Source organism: Streptomyces sp. SID8374 (assembly GCF_009865135.1).
Taxonomy (GTDB): Bacteria; Actinomycetota; Actinomycetes; order Streptomycetales; family Streptomycetaceae; genus Streptomyces.
The window spans coordinates 108282-120877 of sequence record NZ_WWGH01000002.1 but is presented as its reverse complement, the minus strand read 5'-3'; the positions used below and the strand labels follow the sequence as shown (position 1 = coordinate 120877).

Genomic DNA, 12596 nt, shown 5'->3' with positions numbered 1-12596 from the left:
TCAAGGGGATACGGTCGGATGACCGTATCCACGGTCCTGCGTACCCGAAGTGCAGTGGAACCTCGCTTGTTTCCCGCCATTTCCTGCGCCGAAACCCGCGTTGCGATGTGATGTGCACGACGAAGCACCGGCCCGGTCTGCAAGGAACGGTTTGGGGGGCGTAGCCTTGATTTCCGCTGTCCATCACCTTGTGAAGCGGAAGAGGGCGGTTGCCGCCGTGTCGTCTCAGTCCCCCAGTAACTCGAGCATCTCGACCGACCAAGCCAGCCCGGGCACCAACCCGGCCGCTGCTTTCGGCGCCAATGAGTGGCTCGTCGACGAGATCTACCAGCAGTACCTCCAGGATCCCAGTTCGGTCGATCGCGCCTGGTGGGACTTCTTCGCCGACTACAAGCCGGGTACCTCCGGCACGGCGGACAAGCCCGTTCCCGGCGCCGCAGCCTCGGGGGCTGCGGCAACCGAGGCCCCGGCCGCCACCACCCCGGCGCAGCCCGCGGCCCCGGCACAGGCGAAGCCCGCCGCCGCTGCTCCGGCAGCCCCGGCACCGGCCAAGCCTGCCGAGGCGAAGCCCGCCGAGGCCAAGGCCGCCCCGGCTCCGGCCCCGGCGAAGCCCGCGGCCGCCAAGCCCGCGCCCGCCAAGGCCGAGGCCAAGGCGGACGAGGCCACCGAGGCCCCGGCCGGCCCCGAGTACGTGACGCTGCGCGGCCCCTCGGCCGCCGTCGCGAAGAACATGAACGCCTCGCTGGAGCTGCCGACGGCCACGTCCGTCCGCGCGGTCCCGGTGAAGCTGCTCTTCGACAACCGCATCGTCATCAACAACCACCTCAAGCGCGCCCGCGGCGGGAAGATCTCCTTCACGCACCTCATCGGGTACGCGATGGTGCAGGCCCTCAAGGCCATGCCGTCGATGAACTACTCCTTCGCGGTGAAGGACGGCAAGCCGACCCTGGTCAAGCCGGAGCACGTCAACCTCGGCCTCGCCATCGACCTGGTGAAGCCGAACGGCGACCGCCAGCTGGTCGTCGCGGCCATCAAGAAGGCCGAGACGCTCAACTTCTTCGAGTTCTGGCAGGCGTACGAGGACATCGTCCGGCGCGCCCGCATCGGCAAGCTCGGCATGGACGACTTCTCCGGCGTCACCGCCTCGCTGACCAACCCCGGCGGGATCGGCACCGTCCACTCGGTGCCCCGCCTGATGCCCGGACAGGGCCTCATCATGGGCGTCGGCGCGATGGACTACCCGGCGGAGTTCCAGGGCACCTCCCAGGACACCCTGAACAAGCTCGGCATCTCGAAGGTCATGACGCTCACGTCGACCTACGACCACCGGGTCATCCAGGGCGCCGCCTCCGGCGAGTTCCTGCGGGTCCTGAGCCAGCTGCTGCTCGGCCAGAACGACTTCTACGACGAGATCTTCAAGGCCCTGCGCATCCCGTACGAGCCGGTGCGCTGGCTCACGGACATCGACGCGTCGCACGACAACGACGTGACGAAGGCCGCGCGGGTCTTCGAGCTGATCCACTCCTACCGGGTCCGCGGCCACGTCATGGCCGACACCGACCCGCTGGAGTACCGCCAGCGCAAGCACCCCGACCTCGACATCACCGAGCACGGCCTCACCCTGTGGGACCTGGAGCGGGACTTCGCGGTCGGCGGGTTCGCCGGCAAGTCGATGATGAAGCTCCGCGACATCCTCGGCGTACTGCGTGAGTCGTACTGCCGCACCACCGGCATCGAGTTCATGCACATCCAGGACCCGAAGCAGCGCAAGTGGCTCCAGGACCGGGTGGAGCGGCCCCGCGCCCAGCAGCCCGAGCGCGAGGAGCAGCTGCGCATCCTGCGCCGGCTGAACGCGGCCGAGGCGTTCGAGACGTTCCTCCAGACCAAGTACGTCGGTCAGAAGCGGTTCTCGCTGGAGGGCGGCGAGTCCGTCATCCCGCTGCTGGACGCGGTTCTCGACTCCGCCGCCGAGGCGCGCCTCGACGAGGTCGTCATCGGCATGGCCCACCGCGGCCGCCTGAACGTGCTGGCGAACATCGTCGGCAAGTCGTACGCGCAGATCTTCCGCGAGTTCGAGGGCAACCTCGACCCGCGCTCGATGCACGGCTCCGGCGACGTCAAGTACCACCTGGGCGCCGAGGGCACTTTCACCGGTCTGGACGGCGAGCAGATCAAGGTCTCGCTGGCCGCCAACCCCTCGCACCTGGAGGCGGTCGACCCGGTCCTGGAGGGCATCGCCCGCGCCAAGCAGGACATCATCAACAAGGGCGGCACGGACTTCACGGTCCTGCCCGTCGCTCTCCACGGCGACGCGGCCTTCGCGGGCCAGGGCGTCGTCGCCGAGACGCTCAACATGTCGCAGCTGCGCGGCTACCGCACCGGCGGCACCGTGCACGTGGTGATCAACAACCAGGTCGGCTTCACCGCCGCCCCGGAGTCCTCGCGCTCCTCGATGTACGCCACCGACGTGGCGCGCATGATCGAGGCGCCGATCATCCACGTCAACGGTGACGACCCGGAGGCCGTGGTCCGTGTCGCGCGGCTCGCCTTCGAGTTCCGGCAGGCGTTCAACAAGGACGTCGTGATCGACCTCATCTGCTACCGCCGCCGCGGTCACAACGAGGGCGACAACCCGGAGTTCACCAACCCGCAGATGTACACCCTGATCGACAAGAAGCGCTCGGTGCGCAAGCTCTACACCGAGTCCCTCATCGGTCGCGGCGACATCACGCTGGAAGAGGCGGAGCAGGCGCTCCAGGACTTCCAGGGCCAGCTGGAGAAGGTCTTCGCCGAGGTCCGCGAGGCCACCTCGCAGCCGGCCGCCCCGCACGTCCCGGAGCCGCAGGCCGCGTTCCCGGTCACCGTCGACACGGCGGTCTCCGCCGAGGTCGTGAAGCGGATCGCCGAGTCCCAGGTCAACATCCCCGAGTCGATCACCGTCCACCCCCGTCTGATGCCGCAGATGCAGCGTCGCGCGGCCTCGGTGGAGAACGGCACGATCGACTGGGGCATGGGCGAGACCCTGGCCATCGGTTCGCTGCTGATGGAGGGCACCCCGGTCCGGCTCGCCGGCCAGGACACCCGCCGCGGCACGTTCGGCCAGCGCCACGCGGTCCTGGTGGACCAGGTCACCGGCGAGGACTACACCCCGCTGCTGTACCTCACCGAGGACCAGGCCCGCTACAACGTCTACGACTCGCTGCTCAGCGAGTACGCGGCGATGGGCTTCGAGTACGGCTACTCGCTGGCCCGCCCGGAGTCGCTGGTCATCTGGGAGGCCCAGTTCGGTGACTTCGTCAACGGCGCGCAGACCGTCGTCGACGAGTTCATCTCCTCGGCCGAGCAGAAGTGGGGCCAGACCTCCGGCGTCACGCTGCTGCTGCCGCACGGTTACGAGGGCCAGGGCCCGGACCACTCGTCCGCCCGCCCGGAGCGTTTCCTCCAGATGTGCGCGCAGGACAACATGACGGTCGCGATGCCGACCCTGCCGTCGAACTACTTCCACCTGCTGCGCTGGCAGGTGCACAACCCGCACCACAAGCCGCTCATCGTCTTCACCCCGAAGTCGATGCTGCGTCTGAAGGCCGCGGCGTCGAAGATCGAGGAGTTCACCACCGGCGGCTTCCGCCCGGTGATCGGCGACGACAGCGTCAAGGCGGAGAACGTCCGCAAGGTCGTGTTCGTCTCGGGCAAGCTCTACTACGACCTGGACGCCGAGCGGGAGAAGCGCGGCGACACGGAGACCGCGATCATCCGCCTGGAGCGGCTGTACCCGCTGCCGGGTGCGGAGATCCAGGCCGAGATCGCCAAGTACCCGAACGCCGAGAAGTACCTCTGGGCCCAGGAGGAGCCGGCCAACCAGGGTGCGTGGCCGTTCATCGCGCTCAACCTGATCGACCACCTGGACCTGGCCGTCGGCGCGGACGTGCCGCACGGCGAGCGCCTGCGCCGCATCTCGCGGCCGCACGGCTCGTCCCCGGCGGTCGGCTCGGCCAAGCGTCACCAGGCGGAGCAGACGCAGCTGGTCAACGAGGTCTTCGAGGCCTGAGGACCCGCAACAGCCGTACGACCTGTTCGTACGTCACCGAGGCCCGGTTCCGCGCTCGTCGCGGGGCCGGGCCTCCGGCGTATCCGGCCTATCCGGCGTCCTGGAGGCCCCTCGGGCCTCGTTATCCTTTTCCCATGTACTTCACGGACCGTGGCATCGAGGAACTGGAGAAGCGGCGCGGCGAGGAGGAGGTCACCTTCGAGTGGCTCGCCGAGCAGCTGCGTACGTTCGTCGATCTCAACCCCGACTTCGAGGTGCCGGTCGAACGCCTCGCGACCTGGCTGGCCCGGCTGGACGACGAGGACGACGAGGACGCGTAGGCCCTAGGTGTATTGATCACGAGCGTTGTTAACGCTGGTCAGGTCTTGATCATGACGAAGACCTCCGGTGTGGTGGAGGTGTCTACGCTGCACCGCACACGGAGGTCTTCGTGTCACACCGTAATGCCCGCCTGACCGTTCACGGCAGGCGGATCCTGGTCGCACGCGTCCTGGAGGGCCGTCCGGTCGCGCATGTGGCTGCCGAGATGGGCATATCGAGGCCCACGGCCCACAAATGGGTCCGCCGCTGGAAAAGCGAAGGCGACGCAGGTCTTGTCGACCGGTCCAGCAGGCCATGCAGGACCCCGCACCGGACACCGGCCGCAGTGGAAGAACGCGTCTGCGATCTGCGGCGAACCCGAAAGCTCGGACCTGCGCGGATCGGCCCGATCCTTTGCCTGCCCGCATCCACCGTGCACCGGATCCTCACCCGCCACCGGCTCAACCGGCCGGCCTGGCTCGACCGCCCGACCGGCACCGTGATCCGCCGCTACGAACGCGAACACCCAGGCGAGCTGACCCACATCGACGTCAAGAAGCTCGGACGGATCCCCGACGGCGGCGGCCACAAGGTCGTGGGCCGCCAGGCCGGCCGCGCCACCCGCAACAACGTCGGTTTCGACTACATCCACTCCGCCGTCGACGACCACTCACGCCTCGCCTACAGCGAAATCCACCCCGACGAGAAAGCCGCCACCTGCGCAGCCTTCCTGACCCGGGCCGCCGCCTTCTTCGCCGACCTGGGCACCACCCGCATCGAGCGCGTTCTAACCGACAACGCGTGGGCCTACCGCAAAGGCCTGGCCTGGAAGCAAGCCCTGGCCCACATCGGCGCGACCGGCAAACTCACCCGCCCCTACCGGCCCCAGACCAACGGCAAAGTCGAACGCTTCAACCGCACCCTCGCCGACGAATGGGCCTACCAACGGCCCTACACCACCAACGACGAGCGGACAGCAGCCCTGGCAGACTTCCTCCACACCTACAACCACCACCGCAGCCACACCGCACTCGGCGGCCACCCACCCATCACCCGCGTCAACAACCCTGCGGGTCAATACACCTAGGGCTTCTCCGCGCCCGCCCGGGCCCGGTGGTAGGCGAGTCCCAGCGCCCCCTGCGCCAGGAGCACCGCCCCGGCGGCCGCCCATCCCCCGCTGCGGCGGCGGGCGCCCCAGAGCAGGAGCGGGAGCCCGGCCGCGAGCTGGGCGGCGGCGACGGCTCGGGCCCGGGGGCCGCGCACCCAGGGCCCCAGACTGCTGCTCTCCACCGCGTCGAGTTCGACCCGTACGGCATCACGCCACCCCGCCCACTCGACGCGCTCCGCCCCGCGCTGCACGGCGGCCACGCTGCGCAGCCGGTCGGCGCTCTCGCCCGGGGTGAGCCCGGCCGGCAGGGTGAGTCCCGTACGGGTCAGGACCGCGAGCAGTCCGCGCAGCCGGGCCTCGGCGTCCGCCTCCGGGTCGGGCCGGGTCAGCTCCTCCAGCGCCTGGAGGTCCAGTACGGGATCGAGGCCGAGCCGGGCCGCGAAGGTGCGCATCGCCTCGTCCTCGCCCACCGGCGTACCGTCGGCCAGCCAGACGTAGCCCACGGGGCGGCGGAACCCGGCGGCGAGCGTGTATCCGGCCCGGTCGGCGTCCCACCACAGGGCGAGGACCGGCCAGGTGGAGCCGACGGCCAGGGCGGAGGCCCAGCCGCCGATGACCCGGTCGACCGGCTCGGGGCCGCCGGAGCCGGAAGAGCCGGAGCCGGAAGGGCCGGTGCCTCGCCAGGGCTTCCCCTCCGGTACGAGGACGCTCCACTCGCCGCCCGCGCGCGTCAGCAGCATCTGCTCGCGCAGCAGGTGGGCGAGCGGCCGTACGGTCTCGGGCTCGGCGCGGCAGAGCAGGAGCGCCCCCGTGGATGTCGCGTTCATGTGCCACACGCTAGGGCAATTTGCCCCACTCCGATGTTCTTTGACCACCTGAAGTGCCTGCGGATGGCGCTTGACTTCCTCTATCCGCGATATATCGTGTTCCTTACGAGACGCGATATGTTGCGTCGTCATTCCCTCCGGGAGGTCCTGTCCATGGCTGTGTCGAAGCAGACCGTCGCCGAGCCGCAGAAGCTCACCTTCGACGCTCCGGTGACCGCGCTCCACGTGCGCGTCGTCGGCGGCACGGTCAACGTGGTCGGGACCGACGAACCGGGCGCCCGGCTGGAGGTCTCCGCCATCGAGGGGCCGCCGCTCCTGGTCACCCACGAGGACGGCCGGCTGACGGTGGCGTACGAGGACCTCCCCTGGCAGGACCTCCTGCGCTGGCTGGACCCCAACGGGCGGCGCCGCAGCGCGGTGGTCTCGCTCGTGGTGCCCGCCACCGCCTCGGTGGAGGTCGGCGTGGTGGGCGCCGGGGCCGTCGTCTCCGGGATCAGCGGCCGCACCGACGTACGCGGCATCACCGGGGACATCACCCTCGTCGGCCTGACCGGCGCGGTCCGCGGCGACTCCGTCTCGGGCAGCCTGGAGGCCCAGAGCGTCACCGGGGACCTGCGCTTCCACTCCGTGGCCGGTGACCTGACGGTGGTGGACGGGGCGGGCGCCTCGGTCCGGGCCGAGTCGGTCAGCGGTGACATGGTGCTGGACGTCGACCCGTCGGGGAAGCCCACCGACATCCGGCTGACCACGGTCTCCGGCGAGATCGCGATCCGGCTGCCGCACCCGGCGGACGCACGGGTCGAGGCCAACACCGCGAGCGGGGCCGTCTCCAACGCCTTCGAGGACCTGCGGGTCGGCGGGCAGTGGGGCGCGAAGAAGATCACCGGCACGCTCGGCGCCGGGACGGGGACCCTGAAGGCGACGACCGTGTCCGGTTCGATCGCCCTGCTGCGCAGGCCCCCCGCCGAGGACGAGGCGTACGGTGCCGAGCCGACCGGAAAGGTTCTCTGACATGCCCCCCGTATTCGCCCACGGCCGACTGCGCCTGTACCTGCTCAAGCTCCTGGACGAGGCCCCGCGCCACGGCTACGAGGTGATCCGCCTCCTGGAGGAGCGCTTCCAGGGCCTGTACGCCCCCTCCGCGGGCACCGTCTACCCCCGGCTGGCCAAGCTGGAGGCCGAGGGCCTGGTCACCCACGCCACCGAGGGCGGCCGCAAGGTCTACTCGATCACCGACGCCGGACGCGCCGAACTGGCGGGCCGCAGCGGCGAACTGGCCGACCTGGAGCTGGAGATCCGCGACTCCCTCTCCGAACTGGCCGCCGAGATACGCGACGACGTGCGCGGCGCGGCGGGCCGGCTCCGCAGCGACGTGCGGGCGGCGGCCTCCGAGTCCCGGCAGGGCGCGGGAACAGGCGGCGCGAAGAACGGCGCCAAGGACAAGCCGTCCTCGCCTTTCGGGGAGTTCGGAGAGTTCGGGGACTTCGGCAACCTGGGCGACTTCGGCGACAGCGAGGCGTGGCGCAACGCCAAGGAGGAGCTGCGCCGGGCCAAGCAGGAGTGGAAGGAGCAGGCGCGGCGAGCGAAGGATGAGTCCCGGCGCGCCCGCGAGGAGGCCCAGCAGGCCCGCCGCCAGGCCAAGGAGGCCCAGGACAGGGCGCGCGAGCAGATGCGGGACGCCGCCCGCCAGGTGCAGGAGCACTTCGCACGGGGCGACTGGCCTTCCGGCGTACGGGAGGGGCTGGCCGAGATCACCGGCCAGCTCGGCGGGTTCGCGCGGGCGGGCGGCTGGTCCTCCTTCGGCAAGCCCGGACCGTACGACGCCGAGGGTGCGGAGGCCGCGGCGAGCGCCCCGGCGACCGGGTCCCAGGACGCCTCGCCCGACTGGGGCAAGGACATCCCGGTCACGGACGACCCGGCACGCGATCTGGACCGCCTGCTGGACCGGTTCCGCGACACGGTCCGGGACACGGCCCGCGACCACGGGGTGACGGACACCCAGCTGGCCGAGGCCCGCCGCCACCTGGGCACGGCGGCGGAACGGATCGAGGCGCTGCTGACGCCGGAGGACGACGAGAAGGACTGAGCCGAGGGGTGAGGGGACGGACGCCTGGTCGCGTACGAGGCGCCCAAGGCCGGGCGGCCTGACTGCACACGCCCCCCGGGGGCGCCTGGTTACGTACGAGGCACCCAGGGGCCCGAGGGCCCGGCTGCGCACGCCCCGGAGCGGGCGCCTCGCTGCACGGGCGCCCGCCCCCGTACGCACTGTCCGCACACCTAGGGGCGGGCGGCCCCAGCTGCACGCGCCCCAGGGAACGGGCCCCTCGCTGCACGAGCGCCCGCCCCCGTACGCACCGTCCGCGTCCTCACCCCGCCTCGGCGTACCCCTGGCCCTCGGCCTCGGGCCCGTACAGCGCGCGGTGCACGGTCGCGTGCGTCGCCCCGTGCTCGGCGAGGACGTCGGCGACGGTTCCGGGCGTCGCCGTGAGGGCCAGGAGCAGGTGTTCCTCGCCGATGAACCGGTCGCCGCGCCCCAGCGCGACCCGTAGCGACTTCTCCAGGATGGTCTTGGCCCCCGGGGTGAAGGGGCGGTGCCCCGACCACCAGCGGCGGCCGCTCCGACCGGCGGCGAGAGCGCCCTCGCCGTGTGCTCCCTCCACCCGGCCCACCACGGTGTCGACGTCGATCCCGATCCCCGCGAGGGCCTCGGTGTCGGCCTTGGTGAGCCCGCCCCGGCGGCGGGCCTCGGCGAAGGAGGCGTCGAGGGAGGCGCGGCGGGCGCTCAGCCCGAGGGCGGCGAGGGCGAAGGAAGCCCGGCTGCCCTCCTGTTCCAGCAGGGCGAGGAGCAGGTGTTCCTCGGTGACCGACCCGGCCCCGACGCGCTCCGCCTGCGCCACGGCTCCCTTCACGGTCGCGCGGGCCCCATGGGTGAACCGTTCGAACATCAGCGCCTCCCGTACTTCTTGTGTACGGCCTGCCGGCTGACACCCAGCTCGGCGGCGATCTCCTGCCACGACCAGCCCTGGACGCGGGCACTGCGTACCTGTACGGCTTCGAGCTGCTCCAGCAGCCGCCGCAGCGCTGCCACCGCCCGCAGCCCGACGCGCGGGTCGCGGTCACCGGCGCGTGCGGCCAGATCCGTTGCTTCGGTCATGGCGTCAACGTACATTGACACCACTCAGTCGTCAATCAAAGTTGACACCATCGTCCGCGAGCCGGGCATGCCGCTCCACGTCGTACCGCTGGTCGCCGTAGCGCAGCTTGGCCCTCTCGATCCCTTCGGGCGCGAACCCGGCCCGTACGGCGACCCGGCAGGAGGCGGGGTTGTCGGTCCGGTGGCCCAGCTCCAGCCGGTACAGCCCGAGCTCGCCGAACGCCCACCGCGCCAGCGCCCGCACCCCGGCGGGGGCAACGCCCCGGCCGCGCGCCGCCTCGGTGGTCCAGTAGGAGACCCAGCCGGTGCCATGGGCCAGGTTGACGGCACGGACGGCCACACAGCCTAGCGCCTCGCCCTCCTCCCCCACCACTGCCCAGGAGTAGCCGGTCCGGGCCCCCCTCTCCCGCGTACGGTCCGCGATCCAGGCCAGCGCCCCGGCCCGGTCGGCGACGGGCCGGTCGCTCTGGCGGTCCATCTCGGCCGGGGCGAAGGCGCGGAGTACGGCGGAGGCGTCGGCGGGGAGCCAGGGGCGCAGCAGGAACCCTTCAGGGGCGGTCAGTTCGTCCATACGGGCCAGCCTCCCGCACGGTGACCACCACCTCCGCCCCCGGCCACGCCGGCACGGTCAGCCGCCCCCCGTGCGGCGCCTTGCCGAGGGCACGGGCGCCCCGGCCGGTGACGGAGACCCGCCAGCCCCGGGTGGAGGGCGGCAGGGACAGCTCCGTGATCCCGGGACGCACGGCGGCCCGGTAGGCGAGCCGGTAGGAGCGGTCGACGGCGTCGTACGTGTCGGAGCGGACCGTCCCCGCGACCGCTGGGGCGTACGGGGTCGCCGTCCGCTCCTTGTTCGTACGGAAGCGGCCGCGCTCGTCCACCGCGCAGTAGCCGCCGCCGTAGCACCAGACGTACCCGGCCCAGCCGGAGCTGTAGCGGTTGAGGGAGGTGACGGCCTCGCGGTAGAAGCGGCCCATGTTGGGGAGGGAGTTGTTGAGCGGCCCCCACTCGCCGACGACCACGGGCATCCGGTAACGGGCCGGGTAGGCGGTGACGGCGGCCTCGTACGCCTCGATCCACCCGGCGTCCGGGTCGTAGTCCGCGCCCGCCTCCATGGCGGTGTTGTAGAAGTGCGGCGCGTACACGGTCCGGCTGTCATGGATCCGGCCGAGTCCGGTGGGCACGCCCTCACCGACGATGGGGGTCGGTTCGACGAAGAGCCAGGTGGAGCGGTCCTTGGCCCGGATGGCGCGGGCGAGGCGGTTGTACATCGGGGTGAGGTGCTGGGCCTCGATGCGGCGGGCGGCGGTCGCCAGGTCCTCGCCCTCGCGCAGCTCCCCCATCGGCTCGTTGATCAGGTCGTAGCCGATGACGGCCGGGTGGTGGCGGAAGCGTTCGGCGAGGACCTGCCACATGGCGGCCTGGGCGCGCCGCAGGTCGGGGTCCTCGTAGAGGTGGGTGAAGGCCCGCTGGACGGCGGGCTCGAAATACTCGGAGAACCAGTCGTCGGGGTTCGGCCTGAACGGCAGCCCGTCGGTCCTGGTGGCCCACTCCGGGATGCCGCGGTGGCCGAAGGCGGGCCCGAAGACGTCCTGGTGGGCGTCGATGAGGACATGGATGCGGTGCCGGTGCGCCCAGCCGAGGATGCGTTCGATCTTCCGGAGATAGCGCTCGCTGTACCGGCCGCGCCGGGGCTCCAGGTCGTCCCAGAAGACCAGCAGCCGGGCGAAGTTGAACCCGTTGGCCCGCAGGTCGCGGAAGTGGCGTTCGGTGATGGCGCTGAGCGCGGCCTCGCCCCGGTTCGCCTTGTCCTCGACGTTCCAGCCGCGCAGGGTGAGGGTGCGGCCCCGACTGTCGGTCAGGGGCGGGATGGAGTGCTCGTACGAGGCCGGGGGCGCGGGGACGGGTGCGGGGCGCGCCGAGGCGGCGGGAGCGAGGGCCCCCGCCGCGAGAACGGACGCGACGACAAGTGCTATGAGTGCTCTGCCCATACGCATGGGCGGCATCCCATCAGCAAAGCTGACACTTATTCAAGTATGGGGAGCTGACGGGTTCTACGGGGTCACTCCGCCGGCCGGAGCACGATCTTCCCGAACTGCTCGCCGTCGGCCAGCCGCTGGAACCCCTCACGGGCCCGGTCCAGCGGCAGTACCTCGTCGATGACCGGCCGTACGCCGGTGGTCGCGCAGAAGGCCAGCAGGTCCTCCAGCTCGTCCTTGGTGCCCATGGTGGAGCCGACGACCTTCAGCTCCAGGAAGAAGATCCGGGTCAGCTCGGCGTGCGCGGGCCGGTCACCGCTGGTGGCCCCGGAGATGACGAGGGTGCCGCCGGGGCGCAGCGACTTCACGGAGTGGGACCAGGTGGCGGCGCCGACGGTCTCGATGACGGCGTCCACCCGCTGCGGGAGCCGCGCCCCGGGCTCGTAGGCCTCCAGTGCGCCGAGCTCCACGGCCCGCTTGCGCCGGGTCTCGTCGCGGCTGGTGGCGAAGACCCGGAGCCCGGCGGCCTTCCCGAGCACGATCGCGGCGGTGGCGACCCCGCCGCCCGCGCCCTGCACGAGCACGGAATCACCCGGCCGGACACCGGCGTTGGTGAAGAGCATCCGGTACGCGGTGAGCCAGGCGGTCGGCAGACAGGCGGCCTCCTCGAAGGAGAGCTCCTTCGGCTTGGGCAGTACGTTCCAGGTGGGCACGGCGACCTGCTCGGCGAAGGTGCCCTGGTAGCGCTCGGTGAGGATGGAGCGCGGCTCCTTCGGCCCGACCCCGTGCCCGGACTGGCCGATCACGGAGTGCAGGACGACCTCGTTGCCGTCCTCGTCGACACCGGCCGCGTCGCAGCCGAGGATCATCGGAAGCCGGTCCTCGGCGAGGCCCACGCCCCGCAGCGACCAGAGGTCGTGGTGGTTGAGGGAGGCGGCCCGGACGGTGATGGTGCTCCATCCGGCACGCGCCCCGGGCGCCGGGCGTTCACCCAGCTCAAGGCCGTCGAGAGGCTGGTCGGGGTCGATGCGGGCTGCGTAGGCGGCGAACATGGCTAGACGATAGGCCGGGCGGCGCGGGGACGTAACCGCTTACGCATGTGACACACACCAACCTGCCGGCCCCTGCGCGCCCCCTACCCCTCGGGACCTCACCCAGCGCCTCCGGCGGCCAGTTCAAGCCT

At 71.5% G+C, this 12596-nt stretch carries 11 protein-coding genes; 5 read left to right on the top strand and 6 right to left on the bottom strand.

The window, feature by feature from the left end; genetic code table 11:
* The first annotated feature begins 217 nt into the window (after positions 1 to 217).
* From GTY67_RS24215 to GTY67_RS24205, 3 genes are all read left to right on the top strand, one after another.
* Positions 218 to 4048, top strand: a complete 3831-nt coding sequence (locus tag GTY67_RS24215; protein WP_161280285.1) for a multifunctional oxoglutarate decarboxylase/oxoglutarate dehydrogenase thiamine pyrophosphate-binding subunit/dihydrolipoyllysine-residue succinyltransferase subunit — start codon at positions 218 to 220, stop codon at positions 4046 to 4048.
* 134 nt (positions 4049 to 4182) lie between these two features.
* Entirely contained in the window at positions 4183 to 4368 is a 186-nt protein-coding gene (locus GTY67_RS24210; RefSeq protein ID WP_003966321.1) for a DUF6104 family protein, read from the top strand.
* Positions 4369 to 4478: 110 nt separating this feature from the next.
* Positions 4479 to 5435, top strand: coding sequence for an IS481 family transposase (locus GTY67_RS24205; protein ID WP_161280284.1), 957 nt, complete (start codon positions 4479 to 4481; stop codon positions 5433 to 5435).
* Here the strand turns inward: GTY67_RS24205 and GTY67_RS24200 are convergent.
* Positions 5432 to 6283 (bottom strand): hypothetical protein, encoded by an 852-nt coding sequence (locus GTY67_RS24200; protein ID WP_161280283.1) that lies wholly within the window; start codon positions 6281 to 6283, stop codon positions 5432 to 5434. The genes GTY67_RS24205 and GTY67_RS24200 overlap by 4 nt on opposite strands.
* A gap of 153 nt (positions 6284 to 6436) precedes the next feature.
* On the opposite strand from GTY67_RS24200, the gene GTY67_RS24195 reads away from it, so the two are divergent.
* Together GTY67_RS24195 and GTY67_RS24190 are read left to right on the top strand one after the other, a co-directional pair.
* Positions 6437 to 7294 (top strand): DUF4097 family beta strand repeat-containing protein, encoded by an 858-nt coding sequence (locus GTY67_RS24195; protein ID WP_161280282.1) that lies wholly within the window; start codon positions 6437 to 6439, stop codon positions 7292 to 7294.
* Position 7295: 1 nt separating this feature from the next.
* Entirely contained in the window at positions 7296 to 8369 is a 1074-nt protein-coding gene (locus tag GTY67_RS24190) for a PadR family transcriptional regulator (protein WP_161280281.1), read from the top strand.
* A gap of 280 nt (positions 8370 to 8649) precedes the next feature.
* Here GTY67_RS24190 and GTY67_RS24185 read toward each other — a convergent pair whose 3' ends face one another.
* The 5 genes from GTY67_RS24185 to GTY67_RS24165 all read right to left on the bottom strand — a co-directional run bounded on the left by GTY67_RS24185 (position 8650) and on the right by GTY67_RS24165 (position 12465).
* Positions 8650 to 9228 (bottom strand): Clp protease N-terminal domain-containing protein, encoded by a 579-nt coding sequence (locus GTY67_RS24185; protein ID WP_161280280.1) that lies wholly within the window; start codon positions 9226 to 9228, stop codon positions 8650 to 8652.
* Positions 9228 to 9437 (bottom strand): sigma factor-like helix-turn-helix DNA-binding protein, encoded by a 210-nt coding sequence (locus GTY67_RS24180; RefSeq protein ID WP_006127526.1) that lies wholly within the window; start codon positions 9435 to 9437, stop codon positions 9228 to 9230. The genes GTY67_RS24185 and GTY67_RS24180 overlap by 1 nt, the downstream gene beginning before the upstream one ends.
* 31 nt (positions 9438 to 9468) lie before the next feature.
* Complete coding sequence (locus tag GTY67_RS24175) at positions 9469 to 10008, bottom strand: GNAT family N-acetyltransferase (protein WP_093691559.1); 540 nt, start codon at positions 10006 to 10008, stop codon at positions 9469 to 9471.
* Positions 9986 to 11431, bottom strand: a complete 1446-nt coding sequence (locus tag GTY67_RS24170) for a cellulase family glycosylhydrolase (protein WP_161280279.1) — start codon at positions 11429 to 11431, stop codon at positions 9986 to 9988. The genes GTY67_RS24175 and GTY67_RS24170 overlap by 23 nt, the downstream gene beginning before the upstream one ends.
* A gap of 65 nt (positions 11432 to 11496) precedes the next feature.
* Complete coding sequence (locus tag GTY67_RS24165; RefSeq protein WP_161280278.1) at positions 11497 to 12465, bottom strand: zinc-binding dehydrogenase; 969 nt, start codon at positions 12463 to 12465, stop codon at positions 11497 to 11499.
* Positions 12466 to 12596: the final 131 nt, after the last annotated feature.